The sequence below is a fragment of the Commensalibacter melissae genome (assembly GCF_003691365.1).
In the GTDB taxonomy this organism is placed as follows: domain Bacteria; phylum Pseudomonadota; class Alphaproteobacteria; order Acetobacterales; family Acetobacteraceae; genus Commensalibacter; species Commensalibacter melissae.
The window spans coordinates 1,284,486-1,303,645 of sequence record NZ_CP033087.1; the positions used below are offsets into that span (position 1 = coordinate 1,284,486).

At 37.8% G+C, this 19,160-nt stretch carries 14 protein-coding genes; 9 read left to right on the forward strand and 5 right to left on the reverse strand.

The window, feature by feature from the left end; translation table 11 throughout:
• Positions 1-22 precede the first annotated feature (22 nt).
• Together mltA and D9V35_RS05870 are read right to left on the reverse strand one after the other, a co-directional pair.
• On the reverse strand, positions 23-1,222 hold the full coding sequence (mltA, locus tag D9V35_RS05865; RefSeq protein WP_122123746.1) for a murein transglycosylase A: 1,200 nt from the start codon (positions 1,220-1,222) through the stop codon (positions 23-25).
• 16 nt (positions 1,223-1,238) lie between these two features.
• Positions 1,239-1,943, reverse strand: a complete 705-nt coding sequence (locus D9V35_RS05870) for a Tim44/TimA family putative adaptor protein (RefSeq protein ID WP_122123747.1) — start codon at positions 1,941-1,943, stop codon at positions 1,239-1,241.
• Positions 1,944-2,175: 232 nt separating this feature from the next.
• Here D9V35_RS05870 and secB point away from each other — a divergent pair, with 232 nt between their 5' ends.
• The gene (gene secB / locus D9V35_RS05875; RefSeq protein WP_122123748.1) at positions 2,176-2,700 is read left to right on the forward strand and encodes a protein-export chaperone SecB; all 525 of its coding nucleotides are present in this window, start codon (positions 2,176-2,178) and stop codon (positions 2,698-2,700) included.
• Between the two features lie 14 nt (positions 2,701-2,714).
• Here secB and D9V35_RS05880 read toward each other — a convergent pair whose 3' ends face one another.
• Together D9V35_RS05880 and hemC are read right to left on the reverse strand one after the other, a co-directional pair.
• Positions 2,715-3,446, reverse strand: coding sequence for a uroporphyrinogen-III synthase (locus tag D9V35_RS05880; RefSeq protein ID WP_162988596.1), 732 nt, complete (start codon positions 3,444-3,446; stop codon positions 2,715-2,717).
• 2 nt (positions 3,447-3,448) lie between these two features.
• Positions 3,449-4,519: a hydroxymethylbilane synthase gene (hemC, locus tag D9V35_RS05885; protein WP_122123750.1), complete on the reverse strand. Its 1,071-nt coding sequence runs from the start codon at positions 4,517-4,519 to the stop codon at positions 3,449-3,451.
• 58 nt (positions 4,520-4,577) lie between these two features.
• Here hemC and tsaD point away from each other — a divergent pair, with 58 nt between their 5' ends.
• The 6 genes from tsaD (at position 4,578) to D9V35_RS05915 (ending at position 14,521) form a co-directional block, all read left to right on the forward strand.
• Positions 4,578-5,678 (forward strand): tRNA (adenosine(37)-N6)-threonylcarbamoyltransferase complex transferase subunit TsaD, encoded by a 1,101-nt coding sequence (gene tsaD, locus D9V35_RS05890; RefSeq protein ID WP_122123751.1) that lies wholly within the window; start codon positions 4,578-4,580, stop codon positions 5,676-5,678.
• A gap of 29 nt (positions 5,679-5,707) precedes the next feature.
• The gene (locus D9V35_RS05895) at positions 5,708-6,670 is read left to right on the forward strand and encodes an NAD(P)H-dependent glycerol-3-phosphate dehydrogenase (protein ID WP_122123752.1); all 963 of its coding nucleotides are present in this window, start codon (positions 5,708-5,710) and stop codon (positions 6,668-6,670) included.
• A gap of 87 nt (positions 6,671-6,757) precedes the next feature.
• Positions 6,758-7,246: a glutathione peroxidase gene (locus D9V35_RS05900; RefSeq protein WP_122123753.1), complete on the forward strand. Its 489-nt coding sequence runs from the start codon at positions 6,758-6,760 to the stop codon at positions 7,244-7,246.
• A gap of 60 nt (positions 7,247-7,306) precedes the next feature.
• A complete protein-coding gene (gene murJ / locus D9V35_RS05905) occupies positions 7,307-8,860 on the forward strand; it encodes a murein biosynthesis integral membrane protein MurJ (protein WP_122123754.1) in 1,554 nt (517 codons plus the stop codon).
• Between the two features lie 27 nt (positions 8,861-8,887).
• Positions 8,888-11,530, forward strand: a complete 2,643-nt coding sequence (gene mutS, locus D9V35_RS05910; protein ID WP_122123755.1) for a DNA mismatch repair protein MutS — start codon at positions 8,888-8,890, stop codon at positions 11,528-11,530.
• 63 nt (positions 11,531-11,593) lie between these two features.
• Positions 11,594-14,521 (forward strand): [protein-PII] uridylyltransferase, encoded by a 2,928-nt coding sequence (locus D9V35_RS05915; protein WP_122123756.1) that lies wholly within the window; start codon positions 11,594-11,596, stop codon positions 14,519-14,521.
• On the opposite strand, the gene D9V35_RS05920 is transcribed toward D9V35_RS05915, so the two are convergent.
• Entirely contained in the window at positions 14,511-16,394 is a 1,884-nt protein-coding gene (locus D9V35_RS05920) for a tetratricopeptide repeat protein (protein WP_122123757.1), read from the reverse strand. The genes D9V35_RS05915 and D9V35_RS05920 overlap by 11 nt on opposite strands.
• A 196-nt stretch (positions 16,395-16,590) precedes the next feature.
• On the opposite strand from D9V35_RS05920, the gene D9V35_RS05925 reads away from it, so the two are divergent.
• Positions 16,591-17,730 carry an L-dopachrome tautomerase-related protein gene (locus D9V35_RS05925; protein WP_122123758.1) on the forward strand — a complete coding sequence of 380 codons (1,140 nt, stop codon included), beginning with the start codon at positions 16,591-16,593 and terminating at the stop codon, positions 17,728-17,730.
• A gap of 24 nt (positions 17,731-17,754) precedes the next feature.
• Complete coding sequence (thrC, locus tag D9V35_RS05930; protein WP_122123759.1) at positions 17,755-19,155, forward strand: threonine synthase; 1,401 nt, start codon at positions 17,755-17,757, stop codon at positions 19,153-19,155.
• Positions 19,156-19,160 lie beyond the last annotated feature (5 nt).

The following is a 19,160-nucleotide window of genomic DNA, read 5'->3' on the forward strand; positions in this document are numbered from 1 at the left end:
AGACACTTAAAATCTCACTTGATTATCGCTTCACTGATGCAGGAACTGACTGATTGGAATGGGAAAACTGACGGGGCAACAAAAGATATATCTTTCCTTTTTCATTCATCAGCCCCGCATACCATTCAGCGGTCTTACCCCATCCGGTGAATAGGTCCAACCGGTTCATTCCATGAATGTCCCCGCCCAAGTCATGGGCAAAGACCATATGTTTCCATGACCTTTTATCCTGATGTCCAGGTTCAGGCATTAGGGTTTCAATCCATAAAGGACTACCCAACGGTATCCATTTTTTATCAACAGCAGCAGATCGGCCTGCACTTAAACTAACATTAAAAGCACCTTTTGGTCCTTCATCAAGAATTTGATTATTTAAAATTTTAAAGAAAACGTAATTTTTATTTTCTTCCATCAGGGAGAGTGCTTGATCAGGATGGTTGAATAGCCACGTTCTCAATGAATAAATATTGATTGCATCAGAATTCATATATCCTTTGTCAATAAGGATTTTTCCTAATGGTGTATAGGGTTGTCCATTCTTGCCGGCATAAGCCAGACGTAAAATTTTACCGTCCGGTAACAAAATCCGGCCTGATCCTTGAATTTGCATAAAAAACAGATCTGCCGAATTTTTTAACCAGACAATTTCAAGATTTTTACCGTTTAATGCCCCTTTGTCAATTTCAGCACGTGTGTAGTAGGGAATGAATTGATTATTCTGCATGTGACCATACTGAATTTGACCATCAACAGTTTTACGCGCTTTCAGATCGTTGGGACGTGTATATACAGGTACTTGATAATTGCCTGTTTTTACAGTTGACCCTTCAATTTCTGGTTCATAATATCCTGTCACCTTCCCTTTCTGAATTCTATAGGAGTATTGATAAGGTTGTAGCCATTGTTCAAAAAAGTTTTTCACTTGTAGAGGTTGTTTGATATCAATCTGTTCCGCAGCAATACAAACTGGAATCCAATCCTTAGCCTGACTTCCTGGCAAACCGCTGACTCCCCCTAGATAAGTGGTAGATGGCAATTTTCTTATCTGCCTACAGGTTTGACGAAAAACTGTCAAAATTTGTGAGTGGTTTTCCTGATTCCATCCTTGTAATACCTGATAGGAAACCGGATAGAATTCTGATAGTTTTTCCTGACCTTCCTGTACACAAGCGGTCAGACATATCCCAAGGGATATCGATATTGCATGAACAAAGCGTTTCATAACAAGCCTATTAAATTCAAGTTCCTGTACGAGTTGATTTTAAACGCCAGGAAATATCCTGACCATTCATTCCTAATACACGTTCAAATAACCAGAAATCAATAAATTCCGTCACAGATTCCGTACCAACTACAGGTTCTTTCTTTTTATCAAATATACAATTCAATTGATCAGAAATGATCTTAACCTCAATCAATGCTTTTTTAGGATCAACTTCAGATTTAATTTCAGCTTTTGTTATAGCGATCGAACAAATTGCTTTGATTTCAATTTTTTGAATTTCGTGTGCCTCTTGACGTTTTTTTATAGCCCTTTCAAATGAAGAATAGGCATCTGATGTCAACATTGACCCAAGACTATTTAAGTCTGCATTAGCAAATGCAGTTAGAATTTTACGAAATACTATTTCAGTACCTGCCACAAATTTTTGCGGAACAAAAGTTGAATCGAGCGCGCTAATTTCTTGTAAAGTCTGTCCTAATTCACTATTGGCAGCCGGTATTTCATAATTAACCTTGGGTACAGGTGCTACTGCTGGCTGTACGGGTTTATTTTTTGTATTTGATAAAAAAGCTGGTGCTTTAACTGTCAAGGAAATGGCTTCATGTTTCTCAAATCCAGTTTTTTTCCCTAATACACTTCGCAAACGGAGAATCAGAAAAATCGCTATCAAGGAAAATATTATAATATCTATGGGAATATCACCTACAGAAAAATCCATCTTTTAACCTGTTAACTTGAACCTATATTGAAGTTATTTACTATATTCTTTTATGATCATTTAAAACATTAAAAACAAATTATTTTATTTAATTATTTCAATTTTTAAACTGCCTCTTGTTTTTTTATTATAAGTTTAATTAGTATAAATCGTTTTATTTAATGATAAAATTTATGTTATATGAAAATTTAAAAATTTTTAAATTAAGAATAAAGAATATATAGAGAATATAATGACTGACTCAACAAATACGGTATCGAGCAATCAAACAGAAGGAACACCCCCTTCCCTTCCATTAACCCTTAATATCCAGTTTACAAAAGATCTTTCGTTTGAAGTCCCTCACGGAGCTGCCATTTTCGCGAGTTTGCAAGAGGCTCCCCAAATATCGGTTTCAATTGACACAAATGCCAACCGATTAAATGAAAACGGAGTTTATGAGGTCAGTTTAAAAATTAAAATTGACGCTGTAGAGGCACAAAAACAAAATGAAGGTACCAGTCGCACAATTTTTATTGCGGAACTTATCTACTGTGCTGTTGTAACCCTGAATAATCCGCCAGAAGAATTGATTGAACCCATTCTTCTTGTCGAAGTTCCTCGTTTGATTTTCCCTTATGCACGAAATATTATAAGTGAAGTTACACGAGATGGAGGGTTTCCACCCGTTGTTCTACAACCCATAGATTTTGTTTCTTTATGGCAAAATAAACAACAACAGGCAGCCCAAACACATACCGAGGCAGGTCATGCATAATTTTGAGCATACTATCACTTTATAAGATAAAGCATGGATTCAGTAGAGGGATGATCCGCAACGACAATCCCTTTCCACTGGAAATTCTCCAATACCTTTTTCACTTTTTCACTTATTGCAATAGCATAAATCTGGTTAAGCAAATATCTATACTCTTCATATAGAAGATCCTTAAAAAACTGGGCTGTTTCCGAAGAGAAAAATAGAATTGTATTAATTTCCCCCCGTTTGAGTTTCTCAATAAAAGAAAAAGGTATAAAATCTTTTCGTCTGGTTTCGTACACTTCTTCCACAATCATTTTGAAACCAGAATTTTGTAAATTGGAAATCAATTTTTTTCCCTGCCCTTTTCCTACAGGAAACAATAAACCGCCTTGTTTGGGAAACAATTCCCTTTGAATTAAATCATTCAAAGCGTTCGAATCTTTATGCGCACTTTGAACCTTTTCAAAACCAGCAATTTTAGCATCATGCGCAGTTATATCGCCAACAGCAAAAACAGGGATATCCCTATATCTTATATCTTGCCGAATAAATAATTTTACCGTAGAAATGATGGCTTGGCGGCTTGTAAACAAAATAGCCTGAATTTGATCAATATTGGTAAATTCAACAGACAATTGATTAACATTCATCAAGGGTAAGGCTAATGTTTTCCATCCCAATTTCTGAACCTTTAAAATCGTTTCACTCAACCCTGGTTCTGGCCGAGTTATTACAACATAATTTTTTTGCTTGTCACCCAATTTCAAGACTCAAAAATATCATTCGGACTATCTTTACGCAATTGTTTACCTAACTCATGACCGATCAATTCAGCTTCTTCCAGGGTTCCTATAACATCTTTTTTGATTAAAAAAGAACCGTCTTCTCTTGCAACCAATCCCGTTAAATGCAACCGTTCTTCCTGACCCGGAAAAGAAACAACCCTTGCATACCCGCCAATTGGTGTTCGACAAGATCCATCAAGCTCAGCCAGCAAGGCACGTTCAGCGCTGGATACCGCCTTTGCCTCCCTATTTTCAATTGCCGAAAGCATTTCAAGCAATTCTGTGTCCTTTTCTCTAACTGTGATTCCAACAATACCTTGACCCGCCGCTGGAACCATAATTGAGGGATCAATCAAAACATCAATTCGATGCTCCATATCCAGTCTTTGCAATCCTGCAGCAGCAAGAAAAGTTGCATCAAATTGTTTTGAGGTAATTTTATCCAAACGTGTCTGAATATTACCCCTCAACAATCCAAATTTCAAATCAGGTCTATAATGCAGCAATTGAGCTTGACGTCGTACGGAAGAAGACCCGATCAACGCGCCTTTTGGTAAAACATCAAATGGATTTTTAGAATCAATGGGTTGATATTCACTTCTAACAATTAAAGCATCCCTCGCATCTTGTCTTTTTAGCGTACATGCCAAAACAAGACCTTTGGGCAGGTCTGTTTCTAGATCTTTAAGGCTATGGACAGCAAAATCAATATTCCCTTCCAACAGCTGTTCATGAATTTCCTTGGCAAATAATCCCTTGCCACCGATTTCAGCCAAACGTCGATCCTGTATGCGATCTCCTGAAGTATGAATTTGAAATTCCTGAAACGCCCCAATCTGACGTAATAAAGGGCAGAATTGTGTCAATAATGTGAGAAAATTGCGAGTCTGGACCAAAGCCAAAGGAGAACCCCTGGTTCCTACTCGCAGGGGCAGTCCTCTTTTTCCATGGGCTTTAATATAGTTTGCTTTCTGTAATTCCGCAGCCTTGGCGGCAACCCGTTGTAAATTGGGATTTGAAGCAATATGTACTATGTTTTTGATATCCATAAAAATATACTTTATCTATATTTATACTCATATTCTCTTTAAAAGAAAAATATTCATTATGATATCCATACACCAAACACGTATAAAAACAAATAACTGCTTTAAAATTCTGGCAATTGAATCTTCTTGTGATGATACAGCATGCGCAATCATTCGTTCGGACGGAATGGTTTTGGGAGAAAAGGTTCATTCACAAAAGGAACATGTTCATTTTGGTGGTGTGGTACCAGAAATAGCTGCCCGTGCTCATATGCACCATCTTCCTTCTTTGGTAAATTCATTGTTGGATGAGGCAAAAGTTTCTTGGTGTCAAATTGATGCCATTGCCGCAACCTGCGGACCCGGTTTAATTGGTGGGGTGATTGTTGGCAGCAGTTTTGCAAAAGGTCTGGCACTTTCAAAAAAAATTCCCTTTATTGGTATCAATCACATCGAGGCTCATGCCCTTACCGTCCGTTTACCGGATATTTCAAGCAAGAAAATAGAATTTCCCTATCTATTATTTTTAACATCAGGTGGCCATTGTCAATGTATCTATGTTGACGATGTCGGTAAATATCAGCATTTGGGAGGTACTATTGATGATGCGGCTGGCGAGGCTTTTGATAAAGTTGCAAAAATGCTTGGACTTCCCTGGCCTGGTGGTCCAGCCCTTGAAGCCTTGGCAAAAGAGGGAAATGAAAATGCATTCATCATGCCTCATCCTTTATATGGCCGTGACGGATGTGACTTCTCATTTTCCGGACTTAAAACGGCAGTGGCTAATTTACTTGAACCCTATAAGGACTTATCTTGCTTGCCACGCTCTTTGGCAGCTGACATTGCGGCGAGTTTCCAGAAAACTATAACGGATACCATTATCAACAGATTAGAGAATGCCATTCAAATGGCCCCTAAAACCAAAATTCTTGCGACAGCTGGTGGGGTTGCGGCCAACCAATATTTAAAGTTTCATCTAATGAGACTTGCCAGTCAATATAATATGGAATTTATAGCCCCTCCAATTCGTTATTGTACGGATAACGCAGTTATGATTGGATGGGCAGCAATTGAAATTTTAAAAAAGACCATTACAAATAATTTTATTCCAAACGACATTGATTTGATACCTCGTCCACGTTGGCCTTTGTCTGAAATGAAGTCTCGTTTTGAACACTAAGTCTTTTATTATTTGAAGGATTATGAAACATGAAGAAATCAATTGCTGTCATTGGTGCCGGCGCTTGGGGAATAGCCCTTGCCATTCATGTTGCTCGTACAAATGCCAACGTATATTTATGGAGTAGAAAAGAGCTTCCCGATCCGAATACAAAAACACTTTCAAGATTAAAAAATTTCCCTTTACCAAATAATATTCAGGTTCATAATTCATTTCCAAAGAGGGCCGATCTTATTTTTTTGGCAGTACCCCTTCAATTTATCCGCTCCATTCTACCGAATATCAGTAGTTTACAATGTCCGATTATTGTCTGCTGCAAAGGTGTAGAACAGCAAACCCTTAAATTTCCATCAGAAATAATTGAAGAATTTGTGCCAAAACAGAATATCGCCATTTTGTCAGGTCCAAATTTTGCTCACGAAGTGGCAGCAAATTTACCAACAGCCAGTGTTATCGCGTCTGACAACATACAAATGGCCCAGGAAATTTCAGATGAAATTTCAACTTTTAATTTTCGTTTTTATAAAAATGATGATCCCATTGGTGTTCAAATTGGCGGTGCTGCAAAAAACATATTTGCAATTGCCGCAGGTGCGGCAATTGGAGCCGGTTTGGGGGAAAATGCCCGTGCTTCGCTAATAACCCGTGGTATTAGCGAACTTTCGAGACTCAGTCTCGGATTGGGAGGATCTCCCAGAACATTATCAGGATTGGCTGGCTTGGGAGACATGATTTTGACATGCACGGGAACGTCATCTAGAAACTATTCATTAGGAATCGAGTTAGGTAATGGAAAAAAGCTTGACGCCATCCTAAAGGAGAGAACTGTCGTGACAGAAGGCGTTACAACCACTCCCGCCTTGCTTAAAAGAGCGCAAAACCATCATATTGACGTTCCAATTATTGAAACAGTCGCCGCCATATTAAGTGATAAAATCACCATTCATCAAGCAAAGGAAAGATTGATGTCCCGTCCCATTCCTTTCGAATAAATAAACATTTATATTTAAAATAATATTTAATATAATAAAAAAAATTTTAAAAATCTTGTCAACGAAACTGAATCCATAACATATATAATGACCACATCACTCTATGATTTAACTATATCCTCCTCTACAGGGGAAAGTATTAACCTTGGTAAATTTCAGGGTAAGCCTTTATTAATTATCAATACCGCGTCTCATTGTAAATTTACGCCTCAATATGAAGATTTACAGGATTTATGGCTTTATTTTAGAAATTGGGATTTGAATATTATCGCCATTCCTTCCGGTGATTTCGGCAATCAAGAGTTTGAAACAAATGAAGAAATCAGGAATTTTTGTCTTAAGCGTTATCGTATTGATTTTATTCTGGCCCAAAAAAGCCATGTAAAGGGAAAACAGGCCATTCCACTTTTTCAATGGCTGAATAAAGCAGGGGGATATATATCAAAACCAAGATGGAATTTCTATAAATATATTATAAGCCGTCAGGGCAAGTTGTCATCTTGGTACTCATGTTTAACACGTCCTTCATCCAAGAGGTTTATTAATGCGGTTGAACGTGTAGCCTATGATTTATAAATCTGATAATAACTAAATAATATTATTTTATAAAATACCTCCACCTTGGTAAAGGTTTCAATGTTTAAAAATCTTTTAACAGTCAGTGGGTGGACCATGTTAAGCCGTCTTCTGGGACTGGTTCGAGATCAACTGCTTGCCGCCTTTCTTGGAGCCGGTTCTTTACAGGATGCCTATCAGGTTGCCTTTAGGTTACCAAACATGTTTCGCCGTTTATTTGGTGAAGGCGCTTTTAACGCCGCTTTTGTCCCCTTATTCACCCTAACTCTTGATAAGAAAAATATTAACGAGGCTAAGAAATTTGCAAATGAATCGTTCAATATTCTTATATTCATCTTGTTGATTTTCACCTTACTGGGTGAAATTTTTATGCCCCAACTGCTTCACATCATAGCTCCAGGTTTTACCACCGATAAAAATCGTTATCATGAAGCCATTATTTTAAGCCGTATCACCTTTCCCTATATGATCTTAATCTGTGGAGCAGCTTTATTGGCTGGTGTTTTGAACAGTTTACATCATTTCAGCATTGCTGCTGCTGCTTATGTCAGTTTTAATATATTTGGAATTGCCGCGCTGCTCTGGCTAACCCCTTTTATGCCAAACGCAGCATGGGCTGCAGCATGGGGAGTTACAATTTCAGGAGTGGCCCAGTTTGGCATTTTATGGTTAGCGGCAAGAAAAGCTGGGATCACTATCCTTTTCCATCGACCAAAATTAAGTCCAAGTATCAAAAAACTCTTTAGGAAGATGACCCCCGGCATTATTGGAAGTGGCATCACACAGATCAATTTAACCATTGATACAATCATCGCCACCTTGTTACCGACCGGTAGCGTTTCAGTCATGTATTTTGCTGACCGAATTAATCAGCTACCCCTTGGTGTTCTAGGAGCTGCTGCAGGAACAACCCTATTACCCCTATTAACAAAAGAGCTTAATACCGGAAATAAAGAAGCTGCCTTATCCATTCAAAATAAAACTCTTGATTATTGTTTGCTTTTGACACTGCCTGCAGCTTTTGGTTTATTTACCTTGGCCCCTCTTATAATTTCAACTTTATTTGGTCATGGTGCTTTTAATCTTGACGCTGTCTGTAAATCAGCTCAATCCTTACGGACCTATACAGTTGGCCTTCCAGCCTTTATCCTTATCAAGGTTTTATCTCCTGGTTTTTTTGCCCGTGGTGATACATCTACTCCTGTAAAAATCGGTATATTCACCCTTTTATTGAATTTCATCCTGAATCTTATATTCATGTATCCTCTTGCCCATATGGGCCCCCCTCTGGCAAGCAGTATTGCGGCCATTGCTAATGTCGGGGCCCTTGCTTTCATTTTATGGAAGAAAGATGCGTTTTACCTACCGATTTCTATAATAAAACGTATCATTTATATGCTTGTTGCCGCATTCATCATGAGTTTGAGCATATTTTTGACAGAAATGATTTTCTTTCAAAATATAATTAAAAATCCAATTTTATTTCGTATAATAGATCTCTCTATTTTAGTGTTAACAGGCGGAATTGTTTATGGAGGAATTCTTCACATTTTTAATATCATTGATTTGAATTCGACTTGCCTAAAAGTCAGACAAAGAATTTTGAAACAATAAATAAAAAAGCGGTTTAAACAGGTATATATGACACTTCCTTCTGCAAAAGGTGCCACACCCGTAATGGCACAATGGTTTTCTCTTAAAAAAGAACATCCTGATGCCCTTCTTTTCTTTAGAATGGGTGATTTTTTTGAACTGTTCTTTCATGATGCAGAAGCGGCGGCAAATGCACTCGATATTGCCCTGACTGCTCGTGGTACCCATGCCGGACAGCCAATTCCCATGTGTGGTGTTCCCGTTGGTACTGCTGCAACCTATCTTGCTCGTCTCATCAAAAAAGGATTCAAGGTTGCTGTTGCAGAACAAACAGAAAGTCCAAAAAAAAGAGGAAAAAATCAAAAAGGCCCGCTTTCAAGAGCTGTTATACGTTTAATCACTCCAGGAACCCTGACCGAAGATGAATTATTAAACGCTTCTCAACCAAATTATATCCTTTGTATCATCCCTGACCTTAAAAAAAATTCCTCCAATCTGGGAGCGGCATGGATTGATATCTCAACAGGAATTTTTGAAACTAGCTATTTCAAATCCTTTCAATTAGATGATTTTTTAGCCCGTATCAATCCCTCTGAAATCTTGGCACCCAATCAATTATATCTAAATTCGTATGAAAATCGTCAAACAATATTGAATGAAATCAGTAATATCAAGATTGCTCAAAAACAACTTGCGACTTTATTCAATATCAACTCCTTATCCGCACTAGGTGATTTCAAAAATGAAGAAATTATTGCTGGATATGAACTGATCACCTATATTGGCCAAACACAAAATGGTAGAATTCCACAATTATCACGTCCTCAATCACAAAAATACGAATCAATCCTAGCTATTGATCAAGCAACGAGAAACAGTCTTGAAATTCTTGAAAATAATGCCGGCAACAACCAATTTACCCTATTTTCCAGCATTAACCGTGCCATTACGGCACCAGGTTCAAGAATGTTGGCAAATTGGCTGTCGTCACCCCTGACTGAAATCGATAAAATTGAAGCCCGACAAAAAGGATGGATTTATCTATATCAAAATACACAGCTTTTAACCCTTCTACGCCAGACCCTGAAAGGTTCGCCAGACATTGCCCGCTCTCTGGGTCGAATTTCGGTCGGCAGAGGTTCTCCCCGTGATCTGGCATCCATACGAAACGGTTTGCATGTTGCCAGAAAAATAGCACAAATCTTGTCGAAATACGAAAAAAAAATTGATCGAACTCCACCCTATATCCATAAAATCAGGCATTATCTTTTATCAGGAAACATCCTTCTTGAAAATTTAACCAAAGCCTTGATGGAAAATCCTCCCCTTAAACTGGAAGAGGGTTCAATTATCAAAGAGGGTTATGATGAAAAGCTTGACACTTACCGTCATCTTCATCAGCAAAGCCGGCAAATAATTATTGATTTGCAACAAAAATACTGCAAAAAATATGATATCTCCACATTAAAGATTCGATTTAGCAACCAATTGGGATATATCATTGAGCTCAGTCGTACTGCAGCCGCAAAATTAAAAGATTGTCCAGAACTGATTTTAAGACAGGGAACAGTTAATCTTGCACGTTATACAACCGACGAATTAAATATCTTAAATACAAAGATCCTTGAAGCTTCCTCCATTTCTGCAGAATATGAAAAGATGCTTTTTGATAAGCTGATTGAGGAAACGTTACGGGAAATGGATTTGCCGCTTCTGGCAAACGCCATTGCTGTCATTGATGTTTTACAGTCATGTGCGACGCTTTATTCCTCGCAAGAATGGTGTGTACCAACTTTAACCAATGATACACGCTTCACACTTAAAAACGCACGCCATCCAGTTGTTGAGGTCGCGTTACAAAAACCTGATAAGTTTACACCCAACTCCTGCAATTTATCCAACAATAAAAGGGTTATGCTGCTTACAGGTCCTAACATGGCGGGAAAATCAACATTCCTAAGACAAGTCGCCCTAAACGTCATTCTTGCACAAAGTGGTTTGCCCTTACCTGCAACAAATGCTGAAATTGGAATTGTCGATCGCTTGTTCTCAAGGGTGGGTGCCTCTGATGACCTTGCCAATGGTCGATCAACCTTTATGGTTGAAATGACCGAGGCAGCTTCAATTCTAAATCAGGCTGGTCCCCGTTCTCTTGTTGTAATTGATGAAATAGGAAGAGGAACTTCAACCCTGGATGGATTGGCCATCGCTTGGGCTATATTAGAAACCTTGCATAATACGATACAATGTCGTACAATTTTTGCCACACATTTTCATGAATTATCACAATTGACCCATCATTTGCCATTTATACAAAATTTTACCATGAAAATTAAAGAATGGAAAGGTTCCATAATTTTCCAATATGAGGTAGTGCCTGGCGCAGCCGAACATAGTTGGGGTATTCATGTCGCACAGTTAGCAGGTGTGCCAACAACAACGTTAAACAGGGCAAAATCGGTTTTACAAACTCTTGAAACGCAACAGTATGGTTCCCAAATCTCACTTCCTCTATCAGACACTGATGCAACGGTTGGAAATCAGGATCATTCCCAAGTAAATTTTGATACTAAAAAACGAAAAATGCTTAATGAAATAAAAACTGCCCTTATGGAAATCAATCCGGATCAAATCACTCCAATAAATGCCATAAATATTCTTTATAAACTAAAAAAAGTTATTGATAGATGATGATTTTTTTTTAATTATTGTCTGTAAATGCCCTTTATTCTATTATGAAATTGGTTAAATAAATTGAAGCAATCTTTACTTAATTTCTCCTCTAACCCTGAAAAAGCGACAGAATCTCTTCGCAATTACGTTCAAAAGATTTTAAATAATAATCCAGATTTATCCAGAGAGGAATTGCTTCAGATTTTCAGACGTCATCTCGGGCGCATCCAGACACAAATTCAATCCGAATTTGAGATATCCAAAATTCCAGGACTGAAAGCCGCCACGGAACTGGCCGAATATATTGACGGTTTAATTACCGTTATATTTGATTTTATCTATAAAACCTTACCCTCCACAGATATCGCCACACATTCCATAGCATTGGTCGCGACAGGTGGATATGGAAGAAAGGCCCTTGCCCCGTTCAGTGATATTGACCTTCTTTTTTTAACGTCTGAGCGTCCCTCAAGCAATCTGCTCAATACGATTGAACAATTTTTATATTTTCTTTGGGATTTAGGGTTAAAAGTTGGTCATGCCACACGTTCCATTTCGGAATGTCTTTCAACAGCACAAAAAGACATAACCATTTTGACCACTTTACTTGATTCACGTTTTGTAAGCGGAGATCAGAAACTTTTCAACCAATTTAGTATTGAATTCAAAAGGACCCATGAAACCGTGGGTGATGTTCGTTATATTCAGGAAAAGCGTAAAGAGAAAAAAAACAGGTACAAAAAATTTGGAGAAACTCCGTATCTAGTTGAACCTAATATCAAAGAAGGTTTGGGAGGACTAAGAGACTTACAGACAATTCATTGGGAATGCCGCTATATCCTCGGGTTAAATCAGCAGGACAATATCTTCATCAATCCATATATCGGATCCTTGAATGTACTGAATGAACAAGAGGTTCGACGTTTAAGGAGAGCGCATAATTTTTTATGGACGGTTCGTTTTCAGTTGCACTATATCGCAGGACGAGCTGAAGACCGATTGACTTTTGATATGCAGCCCATCATTGGGGGGAGGATGGGATACACACGACATGGACAACAAGTCGGTGTTGAACGATTTATGCGACATTATTTTCTTACGGCCCGCGAAATAACGCGTTTAACCTATGTTATCGAGGCGGCTTTATATCTTCATGCCCAACGGCTCAAAATAACCGATTACCAAAACAATAAATTTCTTGAACATACCGGTTTTGCCCTTTTAGAAAACCAGCTTTTTCCAACGCCAAAAATTTCATTTGACAATCAGCCCATTTACATGATGCGGATGCTTAAGATTGCCCAGACCCAAAAACGTGCCATTCATCCTCTGGCAATTCATCAAATGATCAGAGCGGAACGACAGACCAACCTATTACGTGGGGACAAAGAGGCTTCCCATATTTTCCTTGATCTGTTATGCGATATACCGAAAGTACTTACTTCAAAGGCACGCTATAAACGTCTAAGCCAGAATAAAAATGAACGTCAGATAGCTGTTCCGTTTGACCCAGTCTCGGACGAACAATATAATTTTCATTGGCTGCAAATCCTTAATACAACAGGTGTATTGGGTCAGTTCATTCCTGAATGGCGTCATATGGTGGGACAGATGCAATTTGATACCTATCATGTATTTACCGTTGATCAACATAGTATTGAAGCTGTCAAACTTTTGGCGCTACTCGAAGCAGGATATTATCCCGAGGATTTGCATTTTGCCTACAAACTCATTCAGGGATTACAGTCACGACGGGCATTATATCTTGCCACCCTTCTTCATGATTCAGGCAAAGGCAAAGGTTCAGATCATTCTGAACTTGGTTCTCAAATGGCGGTTAATATTTGTGCAAGATTGCATATGTCAGCCGATGAATCAGATACCGTTTCCTGGCTTATCCTTCATCACCTGCTTTTAAGCAGTACTGCATTTCAACGCGATATCGATGACCCAAAAACAATTTTGGATCTGGTTGATACCATTCAATCTCCAGAACGTCTTCGTTTATTATTTTTACTAACCGTTTCTGATATTCGTGCCGTTAACGATAAAGTTTGGAATGCATGGAAAGCTACCCTTTTAGTCGAACTTTACAACCGAATATCCGAGGTGTTAGAAGGAAGTCTTGCAACTGCTGAACAAGATACCCGAGTCCACCAGAGTAAAGATAGTATCACCAACCTGTTGAATAGCAAAGAATTCAATTCATGGGAAATTGATGATTTTATCAAGCTGGGATATGCCAGTTATTGGCTATCTTTTGATCAAGACACATATTTGCGCCACGCGGAAATAATTACAAAAGCGAATCAATCAAGCTCTCCCCTAACGGTCCATACCCATCCCATTCATGACCGTGGTGTCACAGAAGTCACCATCTATACACAGGATCACTCCGGTTTATTTTCAAAAATCGCAGGTGCCCTATCGATTGCTGGGGCATCCATTGTGGATGCACGAATTCACACCCTCACAAATGGCATGATTCTGGATACATTCTGGATACAAAATGCCTCCAAAGATGTTTTTGATGAACCCCACCGCCTGAAAAGAGTTGAGGAATTAATTCATTCAACTCTTGAACAGAAAACAGACATAGAACAATGCATATATAATTATTCCCATCACCTGTTATATGGAAGACGTATGCGGGCAATTCATGTCCCTCCCCGTGTTGTTATAGATAATCAGGCTTCTAACAGTTTTACCGTCATTGAAATCAATGGACGTGACCGGATTGGTTTACTTTATGATGTGACAAAGACTATTAAGGAACAAAATCTACAGATAAGTTCCGCCCATATTACAACTTATGGTATTAGAGCTGTGGATGTTTTCTATGTTAAAGACGCGTTTGGTCTAAAAATTCAAGATAAAACCAAATTGTCTCTCATAAGAGACGCTATTCTTCAAAAACTATACCAAGCTGAAGAAAAAATTACTGGTCAACAATCTGAAAAATCTAAGGTAACACAAAATCAACCTCAGTCAGAAAATATCAATTTATAAATTTACTTACTTTTTTTTCCAATGCAAGTTTTACCTTATCAATGACAGCTTGCCAGCTCTCTTCCCCATTCCCCGCTTTTTCTTGTTTGAATAATGTCAAAGTTGGATACCACAAATTCTTTTTTGGTATATCGGGACTTTGATTGTACCATCGCCAGTCCCCACCATAACGGTTTAAAAGCCAGATCTCTTTACCTAAAATACCGGCAAGATGCGCTATTACAGTATCAACTGTTATGATCAAGTCCATTTTCTGCATAATTATGGCTGTATCAAGTAAATCACCCTGTGGTAAAGTCAATATTTTATATTTATCAAGTAATTTCTGAGAAAAATTAATTTGTAAAGATTGAAAAATCACATGTTGAATTGAAAATAACGTTGATAATAATTTAAAAGATATAGACCTTATTCGGTCAAATCGATAATCCGGACTACCTGCCCAACAAATTCCAACATGAAATTTGTTTTCATGCAAAACTATTTCATTTGTTTTATCAAGAATAACTGTAGGCATAATTGGAATGAAATTGATATCTAACAAATAGGGCAAACTCATTAATCTTGCCTGGAAATCAATTGGCTGATTAATTTCCTCCCCTTTTACAATAACTTTACAAATATTATTTAATTCTTGTTGAACAATAACCAATCCAACCAATCGATATACTGGTAAAGGAACTTCCAAAATTATAGAAAGGTTTTTATCTAAATATGGTAGATACCGGATAAACTGAAGAATATCCCCCAATCCCTGTTCTGATCTTATCAGCAATGTGCCTTTTAGCACTTTTCCGTCCCAAAAAGGTATATCAGAATATTCTGGAGCAATTTCAAGTAAAGGATGACGAGATTCCATAAGTCTCCAGCCTTCTTTAAATTGACACTTAGCCAATAATATCGATGACAAATTATATTTCATTCTGTTCTGATCTTCCTCTGACAAAAAATGTAAATCATCATCATGAAACAATCTAATATACAGTTTTTCAGCCTCGTCAATCATTCCTAATTCAAAAAATAACGTACCTAAATTCAAGCCTATTTTCAGATCTGCTGGAAATTTGTCATAAACCTTCTTCAGTAACTTTAGAGATTTCAGCAATGATCCCTCTGCCATATAAACAAGGGACAAATTAACCTGACATTCTGAATTGTCATTCTGCTTATCAAATGCTTTTTCCAAATAATGTTTGGCTTCATCAATTTGATTTAATTGAAATAATATCCCCCCTAAATTAGCATAGGCACCGTAATCATCATGTTTTAAATGAATAATTTTCTTATAAACAATAACAGCTTCATCCAACAAATTTAACGCCTGCAAAACCAATGCAAGTTTGAATAGAAAATCTATTTCTCCTGGATTATTCCTGACAGATTCCTGTGCAACCGACAAAGCTGTTTCATAAAAATGCCGATCCCAATAAAAATCGATCAAATCATTCCAATAATTGAATGTCTTCTGTTGTAATTCAACCGCCTGCTTAAATGCCTGTTCGGCACGTGTATAATCATCTAAATCATTATAAACTCTTGCTATGGCGTTTAATGCCCGATCATCGGATGGTTGTAAAATAATTGCACTTTTTAGCGCTGATTTAGCCTCATTTAAATGACCCTGACAATGCAACGCTTTCCCAAGAATTACATAATATTCAGGTTTGGAAGAAAATTGGACGGCCCTACCTGCGAAACCTATGGATAGATCAAACCTTTTGGCCATATAAAAAACAAGTGAGCGCCCATATAATGCATCTGGTTCATCAGGATTGCTTTCTAAAATTTCAAAGAAAGCTTGATCCGCTTCTTGAAATTTTCCCTCGGATATGTAATCCATACCCAATTTTATCAACAGCTTATAATTTGTCATAAACAAATGTCACTTTATAAACAGAAAAATGGTCAAAAATTAATCAATACAAATTTTTTGGTTTAAAATTTCGTGCGTTATACATTTTTTTTATTCTATTATGAGAATAACAGTATTAAATAAGGTTAGTCTCTATCATAATCTTTGATTTTAACTTATAAATAAACAAAAATTAACTGGTAATAGAATATTCATCATGAGCATTTTAAAATATTGTTTCATTGCCCTGTCCATGATCCTGATGGTTGTGTTCGTCTCTTTTGACAAGGGTATGGCAAAGCAAAAATTAGATCAACCCTCTCTATTACCATCCAATGCGTTACAAAGCGTTGCAACTGTTAATCAATATATTCCAAATTATATTGCGGTTGATACAGAAAAAAGAATTTTTGTTCAATTTTTCAATTACAATAGAGATTCAGGCCCTTCTCTGGCAACTATAAACGCTGATAACTCAGTTACTCCATATCCGGGAGGTCAATGGAATGACTGGAACAAGACATCCAACCTTGATCCCTCAAACGCATTTGTTGGATTGTCTGGAATGACCTTAACACCTGATGGTTATCTATGGATCATTGATAATGGTATCGATAAATTCGGGAACAAGCCAAATAAAAAAGGCATTAAAATAATTAAGATAGATATTAAAACCAATAAGGTTGTTGATACCTATCCCATTCCTTCCTCTGTCATTTTGCCTAAATCGGTTTTTAATGCGTTGGCTGTCCACGACCATCATGCTTATTTTGCAGATAAAGGTGCTCCCGCCTTGATTATTATGGATTTAAACAATAATCAAGCTAGACGTGTCTTAAGCAATTCATCCAGCCTATATTCTCGACAACCCATTATCGTCAATCATAATCTTATACGTCCAAGTAGCGATCAGAATTCTTTTTTCAATGTTAACCAAATCGCAATCACCCCCGACGGAAAAAGACTTTATTATCAGGCTGTCAGTGGACCACTTTATCGTATCGACACCATGTATCTCAATGATCCTACATATTCGGAATCCGAATTAAATGAAGCGATGATTTTATGGCTTGAAACTCCCTCTTCAGGTGGGATCACATGTGATAATGAAGGCAATCTTTATTTTACTGACATATCCACAAACAGTATCTATCGTTTTACCCAGGGACGCATTTTAAATAAAATTGTTACGGATCCCCGCCTACAATGGCCCGCTCATCCTTTTGTTCTACAGGATAAAACCCTATATACTCCTGTAAATCAGTTTATCCATCATTCGGCACTGGATCATAATAATCATTCAACGATTAAATGGCCTTTGACGATTTACAAAATTGACCTTCCACCCTTAAAATAAACTCTATCTAAAAAACAGGTTACCATGCGTTACATATCCACACGGGGACAAGCCCCAATTTTAAATTTTTCTCATACGCTCCTTACGGGTCTTGCAGAAGATGGAGGCTTATATATTCCTGAAACCTGGCCACACCTTTCCCATAATGATCTTAGGGAATTGAGAAAGCTTGATTATTCAGAACTTGCCGCAAAAATTATTGGTTTATTTACAGGGGATGATATACCTGCTCCCATCCTTTTGGATTTATGCAAACAATCCTACGCAAGCTTTAACCATAAAGCAATTGTCCCCTTGGTTCAGCTTGAACACAACCTTTTTGTTCAGGAACTTTTTCATGGTCCCACCCTGGCTTTTAAAGATATGGCGATGCAGCTTTTGGGACGCCTGTTTGATTATGTTCTCAGCCAACGAGAGGAGCATATCACAATTGTAGGTGCGACGTCAGGCGATACAGGCTCTGCCGCAATAGAGGCTTTTAAGGACAGTAAATATCTTACGGTCACTATTTTACATCCCTATGGACGCACTTCAGAAGTTCAGCGTCGTCAAATGACAACCGTCCTTTCACCCAATATCAATAATATTGCCATTAAAGGTTCCTTTGATGATTGCCAGGATTTAGTCAAGTCCATGTTTGCGGACATGCCATTCCGTAAAGAAATGCATTTATCTGCCATAAATTCCATTAATTGGGGACGTATCGCCGCACAAATTCCCTATTATATTTATGCGGCACTATGTTTAGGCGCTCCTGACCGTGAGGTTTCCTTTACTGTCCCAACAGGAAATTTCGGCAATATACTTGCTGCATGGACGGCAAAGAAAATGGGGCTCCCCATTAGATTTTTAGGAGTCGCCTCCAATCATAATGATATCCTAACACGCTTTTTATTAAATAATGACATGAGTATACAAGAGGTAAAACCGAGTTTATCTCCCTCAATGGATATCCAGATTTCTTCGAATTTTGAACGGTTGCTTTTTGAGTTGCTTGATCGTGATGCAGCGCAATGCTGTCAAATCATGCAAAATTTCCGCAAGGATGGAAAAATGAATATTCCTGAACAATCCTGGACAAAAGCGACGCAGAATTTTAAGGGAATGTCACTGAATAATGAAGAAACGAAAAAAGCCATTACAAAAATTTTCAAAGATTCACTGTATCTTGCAGACCCACATACTGCAATCGGAATAATAACCGCACAAAAATATCTTGAAAAAAATGTCCCTATGGTAGCTGTTGCAACAGCTCACCCGGCCAAATTCCCTGATGCGATAAAACAGGCAACAGGAATTCTTCCTCCACTGCCACTTGCAATGGCGGATTTATATGAAAGAAAAGAAAACTATCAAATTCTTCCTGCAGATTTACAAGCGATTGAAAATTCAGTCCGCACTGTAGCCTATCAAAATAATTTTTAATTTTA